Below are 23,506 nucleotides of genomic sequence, written 5' to 3'. Positions count from 1 at the left end.
CCGCCCGTATGCTTTGCCGGCCTGATCCCGGCACGGAAGGGCAGCATATCCCCCAATGTGAGGCATACGCCAGATAAATAAGATAATGTGTTATATATGAAACAGTTATCCTAATTAAATCAAACCCTAACATTTAAATATAATATGTATCTACCTTTCTATATAAGGTAGGACCTTTCTTAGAGGAATAATAAATGGAATTTTTAGGGATCGCTGATGGGGCCGCAGACAATGGCATTGTCATCGTAATAGGCACGAAAGACATCCCCGATATAGGAAATCCTGTTTTTGATTCCAAAAAAAATAAGATAGGGACTGTCAAACGCATATTCGGACCGATCGAAGAACCGTTCATCACGGTGGCGGCCGACGACGCCGTTGTCCTGAGCGGGCTGAAAGGTAAGGAACTGTACATAACAAGGAGAGCTCGAAATGGCAAAGACAAAAGAAGGAACAGAAGAGATTGAGGCTTGCCCCGAATGCGGAAGCCACCATCTTGTTCGCGACTATGAGAGAGGGGAGCTCCTGTGCGAGGACTGCGGATTGGTTTTGGATGACCAATTCATAGATCAAGGGCCGGAATGGAGAGCCTTTGACGTCGAGCAGGGAGAGAAGAGAGCGCGCACCGGCGCCCCGATGACGTATACCATTCATGATAAGGGTCTATCGACCGAGATCTCCTGGAAGAACAAGGACAGCTACGGTAAGAGCATCCCCACCAGGAACAGGGCCCAGCTGTACAGGCTCAGGAAATGGCAGAGGAGGATCCGCGTTTCCAATGCCACGGAAAGGAACCTCGCTTTTGCGCTTTCCGAACTTGACAGGATGGCGTCCGCAATGGGACTTCCGAGGAACGTCAGGGAAACGGCGGCCATGATATACCGGAAAGCGGTCAACAAGAACCTGATCAGAGGGAGGTCCATCGAAGGAGTGGTCGCAGCATCTCTATATGCAGCGTGCAGGCAGTGCGGCGTCCCGAGGACACTCGACGAGGTCGCCGGTTCGAGCCGCGTCGGAAGGAAGGAGATCGGCCGCACCTACAGGTTCATGACCCGCGAATTGAAGCTGAAGCTCATGCCCACCAAACCCCAGGACTACGTCCAGAGGTTCTGCTCCGAACTGAAACTGAGCGGAGAGGTCCAGAGCAAAGCCGCCGAGATACTGAAGGACGCATCCGAAAAAGAGCTCACCTCTGGAAGGGGGCCCACGGGTGTCGCCGCTGCGGCCATCTACATCTCATCCATCCTCTGCAACGAGCGCAGGACCCAGAGAGAGGTCGCCGACGTCGCGGGGGTCACCGAGGTAACCATCCGCAACAGGTACAAGGAACTCACGGAGAAGCTCGGCATCGAGATCGCACTCTGACCCAAACACCTTCGAAAAACACTTTTCTGCTTTTTTGATTATGTATTCAATCTAAAAGGACTCTGCTTTTATTCGATCTCGGCCATTATTTCCTCGCAGGCACTTCTTAATTCGGGAATCTTCTCCACTATTGTGTTCCATAGGGCGTCTGGCCGCACGCCGCCATAATTATGAACGATGACGTTCCTGAATCCTATTATTCCTTTCCAGCGTATGTTGTCATTGCTGCTCCTTGTCTCCGGCGATATGGACTTTACTAACTCCCCTATCTGCAGAATATAAAAAGCGCAACTGCTTTGATATATGTCGCTTGCGAGGAAGTCCTCTTCATCTCCACCAAAGAAGGTGACACAGTCATCTATTTTATTGCAGTAGGCCAATATCATTTTTATCAAGGCCGCATCATTCTTCATAGACAACCACGCCTTCGGATAGTATGCTGCTGAGAAGATCGGGATTTGCTGCTTTAATGTCCACAAGGTCTATTTCCGACCCCACTGCATCCTGGAGGTCTAGGAAGAATTCAGATAAGACAAATAGGTCCCTTATCTTGCCAAGCTCGATACAGAAATCATAATCGCTGCTTTCCCCATAGTCCCCTCTGGCGACCGAACCGAAAAGATATACTTTTCCCACACCGTACCTCTCTGCCACTGGAGTAACTATGGACCTCAGCTCATCGATGGAGTGTCTTTTTTTGGTTGCCGGGGACATGATATTATATCTGCCGCGCACTCTTTATAATTTCCTTTAGAGCCTCCCTGTGACAGAATGCTATGTCGCGCTGACAATACCCATGTATTGTCATTAAGCACCTCGAATGAACCACACAACAAATGAATCATTTGATCCGTTACCCGTTCCAGAAAACACGGAATCCGTCCCCGCATTAGGAGAGGGTGTTCCTCCTTTCACGGCCTGAACCATTTGAATTCCAAATATTCCATCGGGTCCCCTGTCCGGCAAAAGAGTATCTCTTTTTTCACTCCACCGGACAGTCTGACGGTCCTGGATATCTCCGGCCACATCATAACTTTGTCTCTGGGAACGGAATGCACCAGGTATTTTGCGTGGCCCTCGTCGGGCGACCCCTCGTACACTCTGAAATGCGCGCCGTACTTGAATCCGGTCTTTACGACCATTCCTCTCCTCTTGAGGTCCCCGAACGCATCGAGCCTGAGCCCGAACTCCTCCTGGGTCCTTGCTCCGAGTTCCGCTATCTCCTCCGCGGACATCCTGTCTCCTGACTGGGACGTTACCTCGATGTCCCCCATCTCCATAAGGAAGCAGCATTCGATGAGCGACAGCTGAAGAACGCTGCCCATCATTTTCCCGTAGAATCCTTTTCCCCTCAGATGCTCGATCTGACCTTCTTCGAACACCAGCACCCTTTCTCCCATCTGAACGCCTTTTGCGGCATACTTTGACGATGTGTGGAAAGCGCTGCCGCTCAGATTCTTTGTGGACATGTGATAGTATGTTATGTCGCCTTCCTCGTCCACGACCCCATAGAGAAGCTTCTTCCCCTTGCTTTCGGTATGCGACACCTCTTCCGAGAAAGTTTCCAGATCCAGGGTCTCTCTTTCGGAGACCGCCCTTACGAGATAAAGCGGACGGGAGTTGCTCATCGTGGAACCCCTGGGGAAGACCGAAAGGTCGAAAAGGCCGCTTTCCGCCTTTACGACGAAACCGCGGTTCCTCATATCGCGGTATACCAGATAAGATATGTCGAACTTGTCGAACTGTGTCGAAGAATGCCTGAATATCTCCCCGAATGGCATCGGCGAGCCATCTTTCATCACCTGGAGCCTTTCGCATTCCACCAGGAACGTCGCTTCGATAAGATCCAGCTCCAGACCGCCTCCTCTCATCGGATAACCGAAGTTTCCCTTGTTGTAAAGTTGGGTCCCCTCCTTCTGATCCTCAATGACCACTGTGTCTTCGCGCAGTTCCCCGGGCATATGCATCAACAGAAATCTGTTCATATTTTATTGTTCTGCATCTTTTATCAAAAGAAACACATTTTGTTTGTAGGTTTCGCCTGAAATTGCATACAAAGAATATTTATTTGCGTAGGGCGATTAATCCATTGGCAGAGGAATAACGATCCCCAAGGGGACCGGGTCCTTAACGCGGACCAGGCGAAAAGGTCCGTTTAAGGGTCTTTGATAGTGACCGTAACGATCACTTCGCCAACCCGAATACGAACAATGACGGAGCCATTGCGCTTTTCGGTTGTTATAAAAACACCTCCTGCCTGATGGTCCCGGTTCGCCGTCTCTAGGAAGACTCCGAACCGGGCTTCCCATCCAACGGCAAAGAAACAAACCCCTGCGCGGTTATATATGTCTTTATAGGGGGTCTCCGAATCTTCCGAAAGTGACTTTTGCGCACCGCCGTTTTGAGTCTGTGTTGCAGTGGGTCGCATCGCATCTTTCCTTTTTATTAAATGTGTTTAAAATATGATTGGAATTTAAAGAAATAATGACAATGTAATAAAAATCGAACAGTCTGGGTATTAAAAATAAAGGCAGGCGGTTTCCGCCTTGTTTTTGTTGTTCGTTCACTTTTGATCAGAAAGACGAATCCTGCATCGTCCCATCCAGGTACTGCTCGTATCCGTATAGGTCCAGCATCCCGTGTCCCGACATGCAGAACACGATCGTCTTCTCCTCTTTGGTCTTCTTGCACTCGAGGGCGATATCGATGGCCGCTTTCACCGCATGGCATGACTCCGGCGCCGGGACCATACCTTCCGTCCTTGAGAAGGTCATCCCAGCTTCGAACGTCTCCAGCTGTTCATAGGCCCTGGCGGTTATCAGCCCTTTGTCCATAGCGGCGGACACAAGCGGGGCCATCCCATGGTACCTCAGCCCTCCGGCGTGTATCCCTTTGGGAATGAATTCCTGTCCGAGGGTGTACATCATCAGCAGAGGGGTGAATCCCGCCGTGTCCCCGAAGTCGTACTTGAACTCCCCTTCCGTAAGGGACGGGGCGGCCTTCGACTCCGCTGCAATGAACTGACAGTCTGTCTTGCCTTTGATCCTCTCTCCGAGCATAGGGAATGCAAACCCTCCGAAGTTGGACCCTCCGCCGGCGCATGCTATCATGTAGTCCGGATCTATCTCGCCTATCTTCATCTGCTCGATCGTCTCCTGACCGATCACGGTCTGATGGAGCATAACATGGTTGAGCACGCTTCCCAGCGAATAACAGATATTCGGGTCCTTCGCCGCCATCTCGCAGGCTTCGGATATCGCTATCCCCAAAGATCCGGTCGTCTCTGGATGCTCCTTCAGGACCTTCTTCCCGAATTCGGTCTGTGGGCTCGGCGAAGCATGAACCGTCGCGCCGTATGTGCGCATGAGGGCCTTCCTCGTCGGTTTCTGTTGGTAGCTGCCCCTGACCATGAACACTGTGCAGTCGATATCGAACAGGTTCGACACCATCGACAAGGCGGTTCCCCATTGGCCCGCGCCGGTCTCCGTGGTGAGCGTGTGTATCCCCGCCTCCGCGTTGAAATATGCCTGCGCGAGGGCGGTGTTGCCCTTGTGGCTTCCGAGGGGGCTCATATCCTCTCTTTTGAAGTATATCTTTGCAGGTGTTTTGAGATGTCTCTCAAGCCTGTATGCCCTCTGGAGCGGTGCCGGGCGGTTGAGGTAGACCAGATTGTCCCTCACTTCCTCAGGGATGTTGATATAGCGTTCGGTCGAGCCTTCCTGTCTTATGATCTCTTTGCAGAAGATCGCTTCGAAATCCTCCGGCGAGGCGGGTTTCTTTGTTCCGGGGTTGAGCGGAGGCTCCAACTGCCCTATGTCTGCTGCAAGATTATACCACTTTTTGGGTATCCCTTCCGGCGGCAGATCTATCCTTATGTCCTTTGGGATTGCCATGTTCGGATGATTATATCCATCTATTTAATAATGTGTACATTGATGTATATTATTATACATCATATCTAATAATAAAACAACTCGCGGACACAGTGTCTCATTTACAGTTGTTTCAAAAAAGCAGCCATTGTCACGCACTGTTTAAATACAACATGTACATTAACTACTAGTTAGTAACCATAAGTTAACAACCAAGTGATAATATGAACAACATCGATACGATCCTGTCGGTCATAGAGAACCCCACAAGACGGAGGATACTTACGGCGCTCGTCAGGGAACCCCATTATCCTTTACAGCTTTCGAGGGAGTTGGGAGTGAGCCAGCAGGCGATAATGAAGAATCTGGACATCATGGAAAGGAGCGGGTTGGTGGAGAGCCGGAGAGAAAGCAGCGATAAGGGTCCGTTCAAGACCGTCTACCGCCCCACATCAGAGTTCACGCTCACTGTTGACCTGCGCAACGGCATGTTCAGGGCCACGCTCTCTGAGCCGGATCGCGTGGAGGCGGCCCAAAGGAACGACGACATGGAGCTTGAAGAGATCAGAGAGAGCCTGTCGGAAATAGACAAGAGGATAAGCGAGTTCGATAAACTGAGGGAAGAGATGATCGAAAGACGCAACGTGATGATCCGCTCATTCATGAGCGGTCCCGTCGCCGGCGGCCTCGACTATCTGGAGAGAAGCATGCTCTACGAAATGCTGAACTCACCCGGCCACGACATAATGGAGGTCTCCCGTGACATGGGCGTCAGGGAGGACAGGATGACGAAGATAATGAATGACATTGAATGCAGATGCAGGGATTTTAGAGAAGGGATGAAAGATGAGTAATGATAAAGCAATAAAGGTCGCGGAATTGAAACCGGGGGAGACCGGGAAAGGCATCGCAAGGCTTGACCCGGAGCTCATGGACATATTCGAGCTCAAAGCCGGCGACATAATACAGATCGACGGTACGAAGAAGACGGTCATCAAAGTGCTGAGGGGCGCTCCCGAGGACGCCAACCGCGGGATAATAAGAATAGACGGCTCCACCAGGCGCAACGCTGGCACTTCGATAGACGAGCGCGTCGGAATAAAGAAGATAGCCGCAAAGAACGCAGAGAAGATCACATTCTCGCCGACCGAGGAACTGAGGCTTCAGGGCGGGGAGGAATACCTCAGTAAGGTGATGGAGGGAAGAGTATTCGCAAAAGGCGACGTGCTGACGCTCAACGTGATGGGTAACAAGATAGACCTGGTCGTGACCTCATTCTCGCCTTCCGGCGACGCCGTGATCATGATGTCTGGGACCGACGTAAAGGTATCCGATAAGCCGGCGTCGGCGGCCAATCTGGACGTCCCGCAGGTCTCGTATGACGATCTCGGCGGACTCGGCAACGAAGTGGCGAAGATCAGGGAAATGATAGAACTGCCCCTCAGGCACCCGGAACTGTTCAAAAGACTGGGCGTGGAGGCCCCGAAGGGAGTCCTCCTGCACGGCCCCCCGGGAACGGGCAAGACCATGCTGGCCAAAGCCGTAGCCGGAGAGACAAGCAGCAATTTCATATCAATTGGCGGGCCGGAGATAATGAGCAAGTTCTACGGCGAATCCGAAGGCAAGCTCAGAGAGATCTTCAAAGAGGCCGAGGAGAACGCGCCAAGCATCATCTTTATCGACGAGATCGATTCGATAGCGCCAAAGAGGAACGAGGTCACAGGAGAGGCCGAGCGGCGCATAGTCGCGCAGCTCCTGTCCCTGATGGACGGCCTGAACTCCAGAGGGAAGGTCGTTGTCATAGGAGCAACGAACCGCCCCAATTCCATTGACGAGGCCCTCAGAAGGCCCGGAAGGTTCGACAGGGAGATCGAGATAGGGATACCGGACAGGGACGGAAGGTTCGAGATCCTGCAGATCCACACAAGGGGAATGCCCCTTTCGGACGATGTCGACCTGAAGAGACTCGCAGACCGCACCCACGGTTATGCCGGAGCGGATATCTCAGCCTTGTGCAAAGAGGCGGCGATGGCCGCCCTTAGGCGCATACTCCCGCAGGTCGATCTCGATACGGAAGAGATACCGGTGGACATATTGGATAAGATCTCGGTGACGAAGGACGACTTCAAAGAAGCGCTGAAGGATCTTCAGCCTTCGACCATGAGAGAGGTGCTGATAGAGAAGCCCAACGTAAAGTGGGAGGATATCGGCGCGCTCGAATCCGCAAAGCAGGATCTGAAAGAAGCCGTAGAATGGCCGCTGAAGTTTGGAAAAGTGTTCGAACACATGAACGCCAAGCCTCCGAAAGGGATACTGCTGTACGGTCCGCCCGGCACCGGCAAGACCATGCTCGCAAAGGCCGTTGCGACGGAATCCGAAGCGAACTTCATTGCTGTGAAAGGCCCGGAGTTCCTGAACAAATGGGTCGGGGAGTCCGAAAAGGCCGTGAGGGAAACTTTCAGAAAGGCGAGACAAGCGTCGCCCTGCGTGATCTTCATGGACGAGATAGACTCCATAGCGCCGGAAAGAGGAACGGGCGGCGACAGCAATGTCACGGAGAGGGTGATATCCCAGATGCTGACCGAACTCGACGGGCTGGAATCGCTGAACGATGTTGTGGTCATAGCGGCGACCAACCGCCCGGACATAATGGACCCGGCCCTGCTGAGGCCGGGAAGGTTCGATAAGAGTATCTACATAGGGCCGCCGGACCGCGAGTCGAGGATATTGATCTTCGGGATACACACAAGAGAGAAGCCCTTGGCCGACGACGTGAACATCGACGACCTGGCTGATAAGACGGAGGGATGCACCGGCGCGGACATATCGGCCATATGCAACGAGGCCGTGATGACGGCGGTCAGACGCATAGTGAAGCCCGGAAAGACCCCTGCGGACGAAGAGATCAAGAACTGCAAGGTCGAGATGAGGGATTTCGTCTCGGCGGTCGATAAGTTCGGACCGCAGGCATCGCAGAAACTCAAAGAGTACGGATATCACAGCACAGGAGGGAACACAGATGGATACAGATGATGTGTGGAACGGCATCTTCGGAGGAAGCTTCGAAACAATGGCGAGGAAGCTGGAGAATATGTTCTCAGACATGGAGAACCTTCGGGGAACGAGTGTCAAGACCTACGGATACACAATGTACCAGGACTCCGACGGCAACAGACATGTGAAGGAGTTCGGGAACGCGGCGGATGACCGCAGGATGCAGTACGGCATCGGGGAGCCGCTTACGGACGTGAGTCTGGAGGACGGCGCGGTCAGGGCGGTGGTCGAGATCCCCGGCGTCTCCAAAGAGGACATAATGCTTGAGGGGACAAAGAGCACCCTTTCCGTAAGAGTCGACACAGACAGTAAGAAATTCGCCAGGACGCTGGCACTTCCCTGCGAGGTCGATCCGGACTCCGCGAAAGCGGAGTATAACAACGGGATACTGGAGGTCACCCTCGCTCCCATCGTCTCCTCGGATCCCAAGAAAAGGATCAGCGTCCAGTGACCGCCAGAGCGGGCATTAAACCATTTTCATATATTTTGTAAAGTGTCGTTTTATATAGAAGAACAACCTCTTTTACATTATGAGCAGAGAGGATCTCATCAACACCACCCGAGCTATATTAGCAAAGGCTGGATTCGACATTTCCTCATCCCTCAGCCTCCGCAGCATTTGCTTTGACATAGTCGGAAGAAAGGACGAAACGCTGCTCATCATAAAGATCCTAAGCAACGTGGACGCATTTTCCAGAGAGAATGCGGAGGATATGAAGGTCCTCGCGGATGCACTCAGGGCGACACCCCTGCTCATCGGCGAGACATCCAGCTCCGGGCCTCTCGAGGCCGGCATAGTATATTCAAGATTCAAGATCCCGATCATTTCCAACGAGACCCTCGGCGAACATCTGCTGGAGGAGGTCCCTCCCTTCATATTCGCGGCGCCGGGCGGCCTCTATGTCAAGATAGACAGCGGCATCCTCAAAGCGGCCAGGGAAAACGGAGGGATCAGTCTCGGCACCCTGGCCGAGAGCGCGGGGGTCTCCAGACGTACGATCCAGATGTACGAATCGGGGATGGGGGCGATGATCGACGCCGCGATGAGACTGGAGGAATTCCTCCAAGTACCGATAATAGAGCCGATCAATCCTTTTGAATACAAGAACGAAAAGAAGCCTGAGGAATATGAAGTGGCCACGGGGAAGCGGACCGAATCGAACGCGCTGAACCGCCTCATTGAGATAGGGTTCGCGATAACTCCTGTCACAAAGAGTCCTTTTGAGGCCATAAGCAGAAGCAGACAGACGATATTCCTCACGGGGCTCGGCGTCGATGAGGAGAAACTCATCCAGAAAGCCATGATCGCCTCGGAGATATCGAAGATAGCGGGCAAGCATTCCCTAATAATCGTTGAGAGGGAACGCTCAGCCGAGAACATCGACTCCACTGCAGTGGTGACGAGCGAGGAACTCAAAAAGATAGACGATCAGGATGCCCTTACCGATCTGGTACTTTCAAGGAGCACTAAAAAATGATCTCCCTCGATATCGGAAGGTGCAGGGTGGACATCCTTCCGATCGTCAAAGGCCTTGTGTCGGAAGCGGAAAAGGTCAGAGAGGCTTACGGAGGGTATGAAGCATACTCAGCCGCGCTGGGTATCGAGGAGATAATTGCGATAAAGCACCGGGATGAGATCGAGGACGTGCAGGAGCTGAGCGAGATCGATATGGTCTATGTCTATCATTTATCAAATTTCGGGGACATAGAATCACCTACTCCCGCATTCTGCGAATTGATAGACCTCTGCTTAAAGGACTCCATTGACGTGATACCGCTGGATATGAACAACGAGGAGTTCACCGAGATGTACATTAACACCGTGAAGACCCTGGAGTTCGTGAAAGAACACAGGCTCGCAAAGAAAGGCATGAAGCGCAGTTTCGATATGTCGTCAGCGGAATCGTTCGCCATTTCGTGGGATAGCTACCTGAACAAGGTCAAAGGGTATGAGAAAGTAAGCCAGAAGCGCGAAGAACACATTGCGTCGCAGATAATCGATATCGCGAAGTACAGACGCTCCTTGCTGGCAGTCGTCGAAGTGGAAAGGATATATAGTATAGTCGAGCATATCAGAAACGGTGGAAAATGAACGACGAGTGTCCGGAATGCAGAGATTATGCCGCCGACGGAAGACCCTTCTGCGGAGCATGTGGTCGTTCTTTCGAGGACATCATGCCCGACGAGGGGCTTTATGACTCGGCGGACGACGATCCCCTATACGACACGGATGATGTCGGTCCGGAAAGGACGCATCCTGATTTCATAGACATCTTCTTCCCGGTCCTGTGCGCATTCTTCATCTTCATTGCCGTTTTTGAAGCGATCGTCCTGGCGGTACACAGCGGAGATGTTTTCAGCTTCCTGTCAAACCTTAATGTCGGTTTCTATATTCTCACGCCTTCCCCTGAGATCATATTCCGCCTGCAAGGGTCTGCTATGCAGGCATATTGGGTAATCTTGGTCATTATCATCCTTCTGTGCGTGGCGGTTGCAATATGGAATTTCATCAAAACAATAAGAGATTCCGGCGGCGTCACCAGGCCCGGAGCTGTTGAGGGGACCGCTGTCTTTTGGGTCTCCATCCTTCTTTGTGCCTATGTTTTCGTCACCATCACGATCACGTACTTATTGCTGGCGGCCGGGAGCGGAGTAACGAGTCCCTTCTTTGGAGATGAAACCGCACAGATGTTCTTTTTTGCGAACGCCTCTGTCTGGGAGGAGATCATTACGCGCCTGTTGTTCATAGGGGTGCCGATGGCCGTCATCTCTCTCATCATTACAAAGAAAAAAGAGTCTCTGAGGTGTCTCCTCGGCGGATTCGGAATGAGCACGGCTGCGGTCATTTTCATAATAATTTCCGGTGCCATATTTGGTCTGGCACATTATTCAGGCTGGGATGACCAGGCCTGGAAGGTCATTACAACCGGCATGATGGGCATATTCCTCGGATATGTCTTCGTACGTTTTGGATTATATGCGTCGATACTCATGCATTTCATCATGGACTATCTTTCGTCCTTCTTATGGATCGGGGGCGCTGAGATCGATGCATTGGTAACTATGCTGATCTTCGGGGTCGGCTTTGTTGCCTTGTGCTACATTGTATGGAAACTGCTAATATCAAAAGAATCGATTGAGTCGCTTCCCCTGTTCCGGAACGGATACGGCGAAAAATGATCTTATCAGAACGAGTTGGAATAAGAATATATAACGCTGTTGAACATACTGGGGACGGTATAAAATGAGCAACGGATGTCCCAGGTGCGGAGAATATGCCGCTGACGGAAAATCATTCTGCGGAGCATGCGGAAGCCCTCTTGGAGGAATCAATACAGAAAGGCCACACCAGGGTCCGGTGAGCGGCGGCCCAGCACGCAGCTATCAACCTGCCGGGTCCGGAAGGATACAGCCCGGCCCCGTTGAAATCTTCCTCGTCATGGTGTGCATATTCTTTCTGTTCATTGTCATCTTCGAAACGATCACTATGTTTATACATAGTCCGGACATTTTCAGTTTTCTGTCGGATAAGAGCCTCTCCTTCTTTGTGTTAGTGCCTTTACCGAAAGTGATATTCTCCTTAGGAGGTCTGGCTCTGCAGATCTATTGGGCAGCAGTGGTCAGCATAATCCTTTCGTGCGTAGTAACCACTGTGCAAAAACTAATAGAGGCTGCAAGAAGTCCCGGAGGCATCACCAAGCCGGGCATCATTGAGGGGACCGCTGCCTTATGGGTCTCTGTCCTCTTTTGCGCGATGTTTGCCATCAGCTTCATTGTTCTGCTCGTACAATTCATGATAGGCAGCGACGCGACCACCCCTGATTTCGGGAGCAAGATAGAACAGATGTTCCTTTTGGCGGATGCCGCCGTCTGGGAGGAGATCGTTACCCGCCTGCTGCTCATAGGAGTGCCGATGGCTGTCATCTCGCTCATCATTACCAAGAAAAAAGAGTCCTTGAAGTGCCTCCTCGGCGGCTTCGGAATGAGTATGACGGCCTTTATCCTCATAATAGTATCGGGCGCCATCTTCGGTCTTGCACACTATTCCGGCTGGGACGATCAGGCATGGAAGGTCCTCACTGCCGGCATAACGGGTGCATTCCTCGGATATGTGTTCGTCCGTTTTGGACTGTATGCGTCGATACTCATGCATTTTGCGACCAATTATCTTTCGTCCTTCGATTGGATGGGGGTCAGCTGGATAGGCGGAGTGATGGTTCTGCTTATCGTTGTGGCGGGGTTTGCCGCTTTACTTTATATCATTATGAAGCTGGCCGGCTCCAGGGAATCGATTGATTCGCTCCCTATATTTTGGAACGGATACGCAAAAAAAGAATGATGTCTGACCACCATGCCTTCCAGTCGCCCCCGATGTGCTGATCTCTATTGGCCGAAACCGCTTCATTCACTTTATGCCAGTATGTCCTCAAAAGCCACAAGCTTCACATTACCCAGCTTGGCAGAGCGTTCCCTGCACTCCAGAGTGAATCCGTTCTTTGCAAAAAGATAGAAATATTTCTTTTCAAATTGGAACAGTTCGCTTCGTCTGATGAGCTTTTCAAGCACAGAAACGTCGACGTCCTCGTCCGTCCATCTGCATTCACAGAATATCGCCGAATCCTCTCTGTCCGCGGCTAAGATATCTATCTCGACCTCGCTCTTTGTCCTGGGGTCGTTTCCCCACCACCTCCCGATCTCTGTGAACGCTACCGGCACATCGCCGTCATGGTGAAGGCGCTGAAGGTATTGTATGCATATGTCTTCGAACACGGCCTCCATGAAGGACGGCAGCCGCTCCGATATGTTCTTGTACACCGCATCCGCCATTCCGTTCTGGATGGCTGAAAGATTGGGCGGAACGAAGCGGTACCAGAACCTTAACATATTATCGGCTACCGTGTAGATGGTCTTTCTTTGCGTTCCTTCCGTGACGGGCGTCTCTTTTTTTATGATGCCCAGCGAGATGAGGTTTTTCAGATAGGCCGAACAGACGCTGGTCTCCTCGCCCACTCTGTCAGATATCTCGGAGACTCTGGTGCTGCCGCCGGCGACCGCCGTGATGATAGCATTATAGATCGCCGGTTCGCGCACCTCATGTTTCAGCAGGTTGTTCGGTTCCTCGAATAGATATGAAGATGTTCTCAGAAAAGTGTTCTTGATGTTCTCTTCCACTGAAATGAAATCATACATCTGCAGAAGATATTGAGGCGTGCCGCCTGCGATGCCGTAGATCAATGCCATGTCTGTGTCAGAAAAATACCTGAAACACTGTCTGCTCTCAAAGAAATCAAACGGCAGTATCCTAAACAGCGCCGTGTGCCTCCCATTCAGAGGACTTTTGTGTCCCATTACCTGATACTCCATGAAGGGCGTGTCTGATCCGCACAAAATAAGGAACAGCTTGGATGTGCTCCTGTGTTTGTCTATCAGGATCTGCAGGAACGACGCGAATCCTTCGTAAGACCTCGCTAAGGAAGGGTATTCATCAATCACCAATATCAGACGTTTGTCCTTTGATAACATGAACACATATTCCAGCGCGTCCATGAAACTCCTGAATATAGGCGCGGGGCCGCGCCCGTAGACACAACTGAACGTGGCTCTGCTGAAGCTCTCCAGGTTCTGTTTGCAGCTTGTTTCCATGCCGGTAAAGAATATTGTTTCCTTGCCTTTGACGAATTCGTTTATCAATGCGGTCTTCCCGACGCGCCTCCGGCCGCATATCACGGAAAATTGGAATTCATCTGAATGATATAGCTTATTCAGCTCGCTGAGTTCCTTTTCACGGCCGACGAACATGTTTTTCACTTTTACTAATGTTAGATTTACTAAGATATAACATACTAAAATATGTATTAGTATTTAAATTAATTATGTTGATGGTTTTGCAGATTCCCGTTGATATTTTTGGAAGGACAATCACAATCTGCGCATGATCTCTTCCAATCGCTTCTTTGATTCAACAGCGGACCCCATGTTCCTGGATTCGATTATGTAATTGCCTTTGTAATCCTTCAGCCTTGACAGGACGCGCACAAAGTCGATGTTTCCGTCGCCGATCGTCATATGATCGTCATTCTTACCGACGTTGTCATGTATATGGATGTTCGCGATCCTTCCGTCAAATGCGTCAATGCACTCATCGATCATGCCCATCGTGTTCGCGTGGCCGATGTCAAAGCATATCGCCAGGTCTGTGCCGTCTATCAGATCCAGCAGCTCATCCGGGGTCTGTCCCATCATCACAGCGAACGACGGCATGTTCTCCACCGCGGCGGTCACTCCGTACTCTTCGGATGCTTTCTCTATCGTCTTCAGCGAGCATTTTGAAAGTTCTATTGAACGGTCCCTCACATCGTGCAGCACCATCGAGTATAATCCCGGATGGATCGTTATTGTCTTTATGTCCATGCGGCTGGCGTGATCCATCGTCTTTAGCATCTCCTCTACCGACGCCTCCCTGATCCTTTCGTTCAGGGATGCGATGTTGATGTCGCAGATCGGAGCATGTATGGAGTATCGCATTCTGTATGATCCTTTTATCTCATTGAACCTGGAAGAGAACTTGGCCACATCGTTCTCTGCTTCGGAGAATATTTCCCACAGCTCAAAATCCTTTGATACCATTTCCATGACCTTTTCAGGGTCCTCTGTGCCGAATTGTGTGCACGACATCCCTATCATGCCCTCACCTCTTCGCCGTCCACCGTTCTCGGCGCTATGCTGTCTATAGTTAACTCGGGATCATCGGTCTCAATGGTGACCCGCATTGTCCCCAGAACCGTATTTGGATCAGTGAACGAAACCTTCCCGACGAAAGCGACCTGCTTATTCAGATGCACCGTGATGGAACCGCCTCTGATCCCTTTGAACATCATCGACCTTGTGCTGTCCAGGATCTTTTGCTTACGTATCAGATCATGGAACCTGCCCGCGCTTGCCTTCCCTTCGAACCCGCTGCCGGTCTCTTCGAGCAAGGCGTCGGGGAAAATGTTCAGGATCGCCCCCCTTACCTTTTCCGGATCCTCGCTGGGACATACCGGACATGATATCGAAACCGTGACCATAATACGGGCAGGCATTGTGCGTATTTAACTGCCTTTGCGGAGCGGTTTCTGAGAAGAACTATCTTTTGTTTTAAGTCCAAGCATGAACAGAAAATAATGGATTCTGAATAATGTTCAGAAACTGCCAGGATATAAAACTGGCCTTAGCATCCAAGAATAAAAATACAGGTGGGCGGAAACAGCGAGCCCTTGCCCAGCGGGGCATTACGCCACCGACGTGCTCCTTATTGCCGCTGTTCCGCCTGATAAATTGTTTGGAAACTGTTTTTCTGCATTACGCAGATTTCTTTGTTAAATCGAAAACTAACTCGGCGACGGAAAAGTCCACGACAAATCTGTAAATTATGTGCGTATCGGATTCAATGTAGAAGTATAGTTTCGTTCCATCTATGGGGTCGACGTATTCCCACAACTCAACAGATATGTCGCCATCAATAGTGGTTATGGCGGTTGTTCCTCCTTTGTGCTCAGCATCGACCGGTAGCCCCTGGGGGAAATCGCTGATGAAGTACGTCGTGCCGCCGCCATATGCGGTGAAGTCATACATCACACCATACTGATCATCAACGCAGTCGGCCACACACACTATCTTTGCATCAAGTGTAAGTCCTTCTACTTTACAAACATAGTCATAAGTCATGCCGACTGACTTGGATTCTTTGTATGATGTTTGCCATTTGAGCTCATATCCCACCAATATTTGTGTCATGCTCATTCCCAGTAAGGATATTTCCTCCTTATACGGCAGTCCGTTCGAAGGGTCGACATATGCTTTAACCTGGGCCGTCATTCCAGATACTTGCTGGGTAAACTCCTGTATCTGAAGGGTCTTTTTGCCGTCGATCGTATCAAGCTCTTCTGTACCGGTAACCTTTACTGGTGTTCCTCCTTTCGGGGACATTCGATAGGCAGTGGTAGTTGACGCGTCTTCTACTTCTTTTTCCATGATCAAATACTCATCGGCATTCTGTCCGATGAAGTGTATTTCAAACATTCCGAGTGTTTCTCCGCCCATAGAAACCTCGTATTTCATCGTTGTTCCAGGTGCCACTTCTTCTTTTTCATTATCAGCGGACAATACAATGTACGCCACCGCGGCAGCGATGACCACAATGACCACTGCCGCGATCACCAGAATCGTGCTTATCCCGGCCCTGTCCTTTCGCATTCCCTTCATAAACTCCATCATAGATCCTCCTCACTGGATACAACCAAGAAGGGAGTTACACGTATATAGCTGGCATACTCGGCGCAAAAGCCCAGGCCTGTGGGCGGCTGATCCATTCCTTCTGCTTTGATGTCTTGTTCAAGATCTTGGTCATTTTGGGACCGATGCCTGCTCAGAAAATTTCCCCGGAACCATGTGTCAAAAGGGTATTTAGCGATGTACCGTATAGCGTATGTTATGAGGTCGGAGGTACTGAATGCGGCGGCGAGGAGGAACCTTTTCTTCTCCCCTGATGCACTAGAGATGGTGCTGTCAAACACCGATCCCATGGCCTTTACCAACACTATTCTGGCTACGCTTTCCGAGAGTTCCATGTTCATCGAGAAGAAGGACATTATGGGTTTCGCTGCCGGAGACGTCGCTATCGAGCCCGACAGGAAACCCGTGACCCCCAGGAACAAGAAGCACAGCGACATTAACGTCATTCCCGGAACGGATGTCACGGGAGATTCCACCTGCGAGGGTAAGATCACTGATTTTGCCGCTTATTTCAAAAGCAGGTTCTTCGCTCTTAAAAAGCTGATCGAAAAAAGAAGGGATTTCGGAACGTCCGTCCAAATAACCCGGGCGCTGACCCTCGGAAGGGAGACGCAGATAATCGGAATGATCTACGAAAAGAAGGAAACGAAGAACGGCCACACCACCCTGCTGCTCGAGGATGACTCCGGAACATGTACCGTGCTGATATCCAAGGATTCCCCCTGTTCCGAAGAGATGTTCGTCAATGACGAAGTGATAGGCATATCCGGAAAACCCTCGACAAGAGGGGACCTTTTCATCGCAGACAAGATATTCAGACCAGACATTCCCGCCGGACGGACATGGGTGCCGTCAGATTCGGTAGCCTCGGTTGCGTTCCTTTCGGACATCCATGTGGGAAGCTCCACTTTCCTGGAGAAAGAATGGAAGAGGATGATGAATTGGCTGAAAGCCAACTCCTATGACATGGACCTTGATTACCTCATACTCCCTGGAGATGTGGTCGACGGGATAGGGATATTCCCGGGGCAGGAAGAGGAGCTCAAAATAGCTGATATATATGGGCAGTATGAGGTGCTCGGAGAGTATGTCAAGGATATCCCCGATCATATCAAAGTGGTCATCCAGCCAGGCAACCATGACGCCGTGAGGCTGGCTGAGCCTCAGCCGGCACTGAACAGAATATTCACCAAAGGTTTTGATTCCAATGTGATCCTGGCAGGAAATCCGGTCGGCATGGAGATAGAGGGCAGGACCATCCTTTCTTATCACGGCAAGAGCATCGACGACTGGGTGGCAAGCGTGCAGAAGCTGAGTTACGACGATCCCATCAGCGTAATGAAGGAGATGCTGATCAGACGCCACCTCTCCCCCATGTACGGAGGGAAAACGGCCATGGCGCCGGAGAAGAAGGATTACCTGATCATAGAGAAGGCCCCGGACATATTCGTCTCCGGCCATGTGCACGGCGCTGGAAAGATGGATTACCGCGGCACCAAGATCATAAACGCATCCGCGTGGCAGGACCAGACCGAATACCAAAGGGCGCATAATTTTAACCCGAATCCGGCGATAATGCCGGTCGTCCACTTGGGCACGGGCGCCGTGAAGATGATGGATTTCACTAAATGAACGGATCTGTGTTTTAATAAACTTCCAGAAAAAAGAATTTGTTTTAAATGGTTTAAAGGGCGTAAACGAAGACCAGGACGATCAGGATGAAACCGAGGATGAGCATGAGGTACGCCGTGGCCCAGATGAATGTGAAGACCCTTCTCAGTTTTTTCGGGTCTTCGTTTATCTCGTTCACGCGCTCCTTGAAAGATCTCACTCTGCGGCCTCTCCTTTCTTCTTCAGGTGTTTGAGGCGGGTCGTGTTCTCCCTTTCCATCTCTTCGAGACGGAACTTGACGAACCTCTCCGACTCCTTGAGCTCGGGTATGATCTTGAACTCAAGGGCGTTGACCCTCCTCTTGGTCTTCTCTATCTCATCCAGCAGCTTCTTCATGGTGGTCTCGACCTCGGCCGCGCGGACCAGGGTGTCGAGGAGCTTCTCAAAGGCCATCGCGGCCTCTTCGATATAGGCGGACGTCTCGACCACACCGTATCCCTTTTCGGTCATCTTGGTGCGGATCGAAGTGGCCTCCACCTTAGGGACCATCATTCCCATTATGCTCTTACTGCCAAGTTTGACCTGCGGTTCCGTTTTGAGGGCGTATGCCGCGCTCTTAACGGCGATCTCCCCTTCGACAGCGCGCGCGATGGTTATCTTCTCCATCGCCGCCTCATAATCAGAGGAAACACCCTTACGCATCTTCTTGGCCTTTTCCAGAACCTCGAAGAACTCGATGATGAGGCCGTCCCTCTTCATCTTCATGATCTTGTATCCGCTCTCGGACAGCTTGATCTTTTTCTTGAGGTCCAGAAGGACCGAACGGGTCGGGGTGATATCTTGGCTTCCCATGTGCTCACTTCTTCAGATACTGCTCGATGTATTTACGGTCGATCCTCGTCAGCTGATCCACGTCAAGCTCTCTCATGATCTCCCAGGCGATCTCAAGGGTCCTTTCTATCGAACGGTCCTCATCAAGGCCCTGGCGGACGACGCGGTCCTCGAATATGTCCGCGAAGTCCAGGAACTTTCTGTCCTTTGCAGATAGCGAGTCCTTTCCGACGATGGCCACCAGGCCGCGGAGGTCCTTGCCTTCCGCATACGAAGCGTACAGCTGGTCCGATACCGCTTTGTGGTCATCGCGGGTCTTGCCTTTTCCGACACCGGAGTTCATCAGACGGCTCAGGGATGACGAAACGTTCACCGGCGGGTAGATACCGTTGCGGTGCAGTTCTCTTGAAAGAACTATCTGCCCTTCGGTGATGTACCCTGAAAGATCGGGGATCGGGTGGGTTATGTCATCGCCCGGCATCGAGAGGATGGGGATCTGGGTGATCGAACCTTTCTTCTCTTTGATTCTTCCCGCGCGCTCGTACAGCTGAGCAAGGTCGGTGTACATGTAGCCGGGGTATCCGCGTCTTCCGGGAACCTCTTCTCTCGCCGCGCCGACCTGACGCAGTGCTTCGCAGTAGTTGGTTATGTCCGTCATTATGACAAGAACCTGCATTCCGAGTTCGAACGCCATGTATTCCGCCGTTGTCAGACCGAGACGGGGCGTGACGATACGCTCGACCGCCGGGTCGTCGGCAAGGTTCAGGAAGACCACCGCGCTCTTCAGAGCGCCGGTCCTCTCGAACTCCTTCATGAACATCTGCTTCTCTTCGTTCGTTATACCCAGCGCGATGAACACCACCGCGAACTCCTCGTTCTCTCCGAGGACCTTCGCCTGCCTCGCGATCTGCAGGGCGATCTCATTGTGAGGAAGTCCGGCTCCCGAGAATATAGGCAGCTTCTGTCCCCTGACGAGGGTGTTCATTCCGTCGATCGTCGAAATGCCGGTCTGAATGAAATCGGCCGGACTGTCCCTTGCCCAGGGGTTGATGGCCGCTCCGACTATGTCAAGTTCCTTGTCGGGAACGATCCTTGCTCCTCCGTCGAGAGGCTCTCCCGCTCCGGACAGGACCCTTCCGAGCATTTCCTTTGAGACGGGCATCTTCATGGTGTCGCCGAGGAACCTCACGGACGCCTGCCTGTCTATGCCTGAGGTGCCCTCGAATATCTGGACGACTACGATCTCGTCGGATGTGTCGAGGACCTGGCCTCTTTTCATCGATCCGTCGGAAAGTCTTACGCTGACCATCTCTTGGTAGCCGACCGGTTCCGTCTTCTTGACAAAGACCAGCGGTCCGGCTATCTGGGAGACCGTCTTGTACTCTTTGGATACTTTTGCTTTTGACATTGTTCTCACGCCCTCAGTCCTTCGAACTGCTCCTCCATGTCCTTGGACACGGCCTCGAGTTCAGCGTCAACGTTCTCTTCATATTTGGCCTGGTTGAACCTCTGCCTCACCGGCAGGTACGCTATCTTGTCGACCTGCACTCCGGACGCGAGCGCGTTGGCCGCGAGATCCGAATATTTCTTGATGAGGGTCATCATAGTGTACTGTCTGCTTATGGGGCAGTACGCGTCCACGGGGTGGTAGGCGTTCTGCTGCAGGTATATCTCGCGGATCATCCTTGCGACCTCCAGCGTCATCTTCTGCTCGTCCGGCAGAGAGTCTGATCCGACCATCTGCACGATCTCCTGCAGCTCCGACTCTTTCTGAAGGACCTGCATCGCCCACGCCTTGAGGTCCGGGAAGTTCTCCGCCACATTCTGTTTGTACCAGCTGCTGAGCTGTTTATCGTACATTGAGTATGATGTCAGCCAGTTGATGGTTGGGAAGTGCCTCCTCTCTCTCAGTTTGGTGTCAAGCGCCCAGAACACACGGACGATACGCAGAGTGTTCTGCGTGACCGGCTCGGACAGGTCCCCTCCTGGAGGGGATACCGCTCCGATGACGGAGATCGATCCGGTCTCGCCGCCAAGTGCCTTTGCACGGCAGGCGCGCTCGTAGAATTCCGAGAGGCGGCCCGCAAGGTACGCGGGATATCCTTCCTCTCCGGGCATCTCTTCCAGTCTTGACGATATCTCACGCATGGCCTCCGCCCACCTTGAGGTGGAGTCCGCCATCAGCGAGACGTCGTATCCCATGTCTCTGAAGTATTCTGCTATCGTGATGCCTGTGTAAACGGACGCTTCTCTCGCCGCCACCGGCATGTTGGATGTGTTCGCGATCAGGACCGTCCTGTTCATCAGGGACTCTCCGGTGGTCGGGTCGACCAGTTCCGGGAATTCTGTCAAAACCTCGGTCATCTCGTTGCCGCGTTCGCCGCATCCTATGTATACCACTATCTCTGCATTGGAATATTTGGCCAAGGACTGCTGCGTGACCGTCTTTCCGGTGCCGAACGCGCCGGGAATGGCCGCCGCTCCGCCCTTCGCAAGGGGGAACATCGTGTCCAGAACCCTGAGTCCGGTGACCAGCGGTATGTCCGGCTGCAGCTTTTCTTTCACCGGTCTCGATACACGGACCGGCCATTTCTGCATCAGGCACACGTCCTGTCCGTCGACCTTCGCCACTACATCCTCGACAGTGTATTTGCCTGCGGATATGTCGCTTACCTTTCCTTTTCTGAATGTCGGAGGGACCATGATCTTGTGGAGCATCGGACCTTCCATGACGGTACCTATCACCTGTCCCGCCTCGACCTCTTCGCCGTTCTTTACGGTGGGCTTGAATTCCCACTTCTTCTCTCTTTCCAGTCCAGGTGCGGAAACACCGCGGAAGATGTAATCCCCCATTTTGTCCCTGAGAACGGGAAGCGGCCTCTGAATCCCGTCATAAACGGAGGTCAGAAGTCCCGGACCGAGTTCCGCGACAAGAGGGAGCCCGGTATTAGTGACCGGCTCTCCGGGTTTTACGCCCGAAGTATCCTCATAAACCTGGATGATAGAGTAGTCGCCTACGATCTTGATGACCTCGCCCATGAGACCTTCGTTCCCTACCTGTACCACATCATACATCTTGGGGGTGATCCCGGTTGCCGTCACCACAGGACCTGCGACCCTGTAGATTACACCTTTTGTACTCATTTACTCATCCTCTGTTTTGTATAAATCAACGCCAATTGCTCTTTTGACCTTCTCGCGAAGGTCGCTTTCGTCTCCGCCCACCGGTACGACCACGGGCCGGATTGAATCAAGGACCTTCGACCTCACGTTATGCGGGAGGTAGTTCAGATCCTCCGCATCGACCGCCAGGATGCCTATGTCGGCGTCTGACATGGCCGCCCCTATTACGTTCTGGTAGTTGCTTTCGTCCGCCACGAACACGCGCCTCAGCCCAGCCAATCTGAACCCCAGCACGAATTCCTCGCTGCCCACTACTGCTATCTCCATCAGATCACCAACAGTCCTTTGATTGTCTCTCTGTTCAGACCGCTCTGCGTTCCCCTGGCTATTATCCTGATGTTCCTGACCTCGTTCTCTTTGTTAATCATATAGTCGATCACCGGGGTCACGGACAGCGGATACAGGTGCGAGAACTTCTTCGCTTTCTTCATCTCGTATCTCTTAAGCGTCAGCACGGCATCCCTGATATTGCTGGCTTCCAGCGCGCCTCTTATCTCCTCGCCGAATTCGAGCTGAGACAGCTCGGACATCATCGAATCGATGGTCTCCGCGTTGGCCAGAAGCGCCAGTAGCCTCTCGTCTATCCTTCTCCCTCTGGGGATGATGTACTTCATCACCTGTTCTCCGTAGATACCTTCGGCCTTAAGCTTCAGGATGGTCTCGAAGTTCTTTATGTCCACCTGCTCCCTGATATAGGTGAGGAAGATGTACGAGGGTCTCGACAGCGGGTCGATGCTGCGTATCAGTCTCTCATAGTGTATTATATCCAAGAAGTCCTCGATCTCCCCCAGGTTGCCGCTCGCCTTATAGGCGGACAGGACCTCCGCGGGGATGTTCACGTGAGCCATCTTCCCGAAGTTTGAAACGATGTCGTCGACATTGTCGATAGAGATCAGCTTTTCCAATGATTCGGCGCCGACGCGGCCCGCGGGAACGAGGTCCTCTCGGATACCGTCCGCGTCCAGACCGTATGACTTCCCGCGGAGTATGACCTTCAGGTTCCATACGTCCCATTTGTCAAGATATGCGGATACCATACTGTAAAGCTCTCCCGTAGACGTCGAGAGGATGCTTCTGAACACCTTTGCCATGTTCAGATGGGTTGCATGCTCAAGAAGATCGAGCCCCGACATTCTTCCCGCCAGGTCCGTCATCTCTTTGCTGTATCCGGTCTCGCTTATGTAGCGGGATATCTCCGGCACGGTCATCATCAGCATCTTGTCGTAATCCTCCTCTTTCATCAAGAGGGATTTCTTGGCCTTTACTCTGGCCGAGGTGTACGCATAGTTGCCTTTGCTTCTGTTGCGCCCGAACAT

Annotated in this window: 24 protein-coding genes; 10 read left to right on the top strand and 14 right to left on the bottom strand. The window is 52.0% G+C overall.

What is annotated here, in order from left to right:
- Positions 1-194: 194 nt before the first annotated feature.
- Both FWG96_03165 and FWG96_03160 read left to right on the top strand, forming a co-directional pair.
- Positions 195-467, top strand: a complete 273-nt coding sequence (locus FWG96_03165) for a hypothetical protein (protein MCL2032252.1) — start codon at positions 195-197, stop codon at positions 465-467.
- Positions 433-1,365 carry a transcription initiation factor IIB gene (locus FWG96_03160; protein MCL2032251.1) on the top strand — a complete coding sequence of 311 codons (933 nt, stop codon included), beginning with the start codon at positions 433-435 and terminating at the stop codon, positions 1,363-1,365. The genes FWG96_03165 and FWG96_03160 overlap by 35 nt, the downstream gene beginning before the upstream one ends.
- 68 nt (positions 1,366-1,433) lie before the next feature.
- On the opposite strand, the gene FWG96_03155 is transcribed toward FWG96_03160, so the two are convergent.
- The 4 genes from FWG96_03155 to FWG96_03140 form a co-directional block, all read right to left on the bottom strand.
- Positions 1,434-1,778, bottom strand: coding sequence for a DUF86 domain-containing protein (locus FWG96_03155; protein ID MCL2032250.1), 345 nt, complete (start codon positions 1,776-1,778; stop codon positions 1,434-1,436).
- Positions 1,768-2,079: a nucleotidyltransferase domain-containing protein gene (locus tag FWG96_03150; protein MCL2032249.1), complete on the bottom strand. Its 312-nt coding sequence runs from the start codon at positions 2,077-2,079 to the stop codon at positions 1,768-1,770. The genes FWG96_03155 and FWG96_03150 overlap by 11 nt, the downstream gene beginning before the upstream one ends.
- Before the next feature lie 197 nt (positions 2,080-2,276).
- Positions 2,277-3,326: a tRNA-intron lyase gene (gene endA / locus FWG96_03145; GenBank protein MCL2032248.1), complete on the bottom strand. Its 1,050-nt coding sequence runs from the start codon at positions 3,324-3,326 to the stop codon at positions 2,277-2,279.
- A 612-nt stretch (positions 3,327-3,938) separates the two neighbouring features.
- The gene (locus FWG96_03140; protein MCL2032247.1) at positions 3,939-5,258 is read right to left on the bottom strand and encodes a TrpB-like pyridoxal phosphate-dependent enzyme; all 1,320 of its coding nucleotides are present in this window, start codon (positions 5,256-5,258) and stop codon (positions 3,939-3,941) included.
- Between the two features lie 203 nt (positions 5,259-5,461).
- On the opposite strand from FWG96_03140, the gene FWG96_03135 reads away from it, so the two are divergent.
- The 7 genes from FWG96_03135 to FWG96_03105 all read left to right on the top strand — a co-directional run bounded on the left by FWG96_03135 (position 5,462) and on the right by FWG96_03105 (position 12,630).
- Positions 5,462-6,091 (top strand): helix-turn-helix domain-containing protein, encoded by a 630-nt coding sequence (locus FWG96_03135; GenBank protein MCL2032246.1) that lies wholly within the window; start codon positions 5,462-5,464, stop codon positions 6,089-6,091.
- On the top strand, positions 6,084-8,270 hold the full coding sequence (locus tag FWG96_03130; protein MCL2032245.1) for a CDC48 family AAA ATPase: 2,187 nt from the start codon (positions 6,084-6,086) through the stop codon (positions 8,268-8,270). Before FWG96_03135 ends, FWG96_03130 begins: the two co-directional genes overlap by 8 nt.
- Entirely contained in the window at positions 8,257-8,742 is a 486-nt protein-coding gene (locus tag FWG96_03125; GenBank protein MCL2032244.1) for an Hsp20/alpha crystallin family protein, read from the top strand. Before FWG96_03130 ends, FWG96_03125 begins: the two co-directional genes overlap by 14 nt.
- Before the next feature lie 79 nt (positions 8,743-8,821).
- Positions 8,822-9,769, top strand: coding sequence for a transcriptional regulator (locus tag FWG96_03120; GenBank protein ID MCL2032243.1), 948 nt, complete (start codon positions 8,822-8,824; stop codon positions 9,767-9,769).
- Positions 9,766-10,383, top strand: a complete 618-nt coding sequence (locus FWG96_03115; GenBank protein MCL2032242.1) for a hypothetical protein — start codon at positions 9,766-9,768, stop codon at positions 10,381-10,383. The genes FWG96_03120 and FWG96_03115 overlap by 4 nt, the downstream gene beginning before the upstream one ends.
- The gene (locus FWG96_03110) at positions 10,380-11,471 is read left to right on the top strand and encodes a CPBP family intramembrane metalloprotease (GenBank protein MCL2032241.1); all 1,092 of its coding nucleotides are present in this window, start codon (positions 10,380-10,382) and stop codon (positions 11,469-11,471) included. The genes FWG96_03115 and FWG96_03110 overlap by 4 nt, the downstream gene beginning before the upstream one ends.
- Before the next feature lie 64 nt (positions 11,472-11,535).
- Positions 11,536-12,630 (top strand): CPBP family glutamic-type intramembrane protease, encoded by a 1,095-nt coding sequence (locus FWG96_03105; GenBank protein MCL2032240.1) that lies wholly within the window; start codon positions 11,536-11,538, stop codon positions 12,628-12,630.
- 71 nt (positions 12,631-12,701) lie between these two features.
- Here FWG96_03105 and FWG96_03100 read toward each other — a convergent pair whose 3' ends face one another.
- The 4 genes from FWG96_03100 to FWG96_03085 form a co-directional block, all read right to left on the bottom strand.
- The gene (locus tag FWG96_03100; GenBank protein ID MCL2032239.1) at positions 12,702-14,090 is read right to left on the bottom strand and encodes an ATP-binding protein; all 1,389 of its coding nucleotides are present in this window, start codon (positions 14,088-14,090) and stop codon (positions 12,702-12,704) included.
- A 120-nt stretch (positions 14,091-14,210) separates the two neighbouring features.
- Positions 14,211-14,975 (bottom strand): sugar phosphate isomerase/epimerase, encoded by a 765-nt coding sequence (locus tag FWG96_03095; protein MCL2032238.1) that lies wholly within the window; start codon positions 14,973-14,975, stop codon positions 14,211-14,213.
- The gene (locus FWG96_03090) at positions 14,972-15,358 is read right to left on the bottom strand and encodes a hypothetical protein (GenBank protein ID MCL2032237.1); all 387 of its coding nucleotides are present in this window, start codon (positions 15,356-15,358) and stop codon (positions 14,972-14,974) included. The genes FWG96_03095 and FWG96_03090 overlap by 4 nt, the downstream gene beginning before the upstream one ends.
- Before the next feature lie 274 nt (positions 15,359-15,632).
- Positions 15,633-16,547, bottom strand: a complete 915-nt coding sequence (locus tag FWG96_03085; protein MCL2032236.1) for a hypothetical protein — start codon at positions 16,545-16,547, stop codon at positions 15,633-15,635.
- A gap of 216 nt (positions 16,548-16,763) precedes the next feature.
- Between FWG96_03085 and FWG96_03080 the strand changes: the two genes are divergently transcribed.
- The gene (locus FWG96_03080) at positions 16,764-18,197 is read left to right on the top strand and encodes a DNA-directed DNA polymerase II small subunit (protein MCL2032235.1); all 1,434 of its coding nucleotides are present in this window, start codon (positions 16,764-16,766) and stop codon (positions 18,195-18,197) included.
- A 52-nt stretch (positions 18,198-18,249) separates the two neighbouring features.
- Here FWG96_03080 and FWG96_03075 read toward each other — a convergent pair whose 3' ends face one another.
- Genes FWG96_03075 through ahaC form a run of 6 tightly spaced genes read right to left on the bottom strand, consistent with a single transcriptional unit; the run spans position 18,250 to position 23,506 of the window.
- The gene (locus FWG96_03075; protein MCL2032234.1) at positions 18,250-18,396 is read right to left on the bottom strand and encodes a hypothetical protein; all 147 of its coding nucleotides are present in this window, start codon (positions 18,394-18,396) and stop codon (positions 18,250-18,252) included.
- Entirely contained in the window at positions 18,393-19,028 is a 636-nt protein-coding gene (locus FWG96_03070) for a V-type ATP synthase subunit D (protein MCL2032233.1), read from the bottom strand. Before FWG96_03070 ends, FWG96_03075 begins: the two co-directional genes overlap by 4 nt.
- A gap of 4 nt (positions 19,029-19,032) precedes the next feature.
- On the bottom strand, positions 19,033-20,415 hold the full coding sequence (locus FWG96_03065; GenBank protein ID MCL2032232.1) for a V-type ATP synthase subunit B: 1,383 nt from the start codon (positions 20,413-20,415) through the stop codon (positions 19,033-19,035).
- Positions 20,416-20,420: 5 nt separating this feature from the next.
- Positions 20,421-22,151, bottom strand: a complete 1,731-nt coding sequence (locus FWG96_03060) for a V-type ATP synthase subunit A (GenBank protein ID MCL2032231.1) — start codon at positions 22,149-22,151, stop codon at positions 20,421-20,423.
- A complete protein-coding gene (locus FWG96_03055) occupies positions 22,152-22,457 on the bottom strand; it encodes a V-type ATP synthase subunit F (protein ID MCL2032230.1) in 306 nt (101 codons plus the stop codon). It abuts the gene before it with no gap.
- The gene (gene ahaC, locus FWG96_03050) at positions 22,457-23,506 is read right to left on the bottom strand and encodes an ATP synthase A1 subunit C (protein ID MCL2032229.1); all 1,050 of its coding nucleotides are present in this window, start codon (positions 23,504-23,506) and stop codon (positions 22,457-22,459) included. Before ahaC ends, FWG96_03055 begins: the two co-directional genes overlap by 1 nt.

Origin of the sequence: Candidatus Methanoplasma cognatum (assembly GCA_009777615.1) — an archaeon.
Lineage (GTDB): Archaea > Thermoplasmatota > Thermoplasmata > Methanomassiliicoccales > Methanomethylophilaceae > Methanoplasma > Methanoplasma cognatum.
The sequence above is the reverse complement of the archived record's forward strand: the minus strand, read 5'-3'. Positions and strand labels throughout refer to the sequence as shown.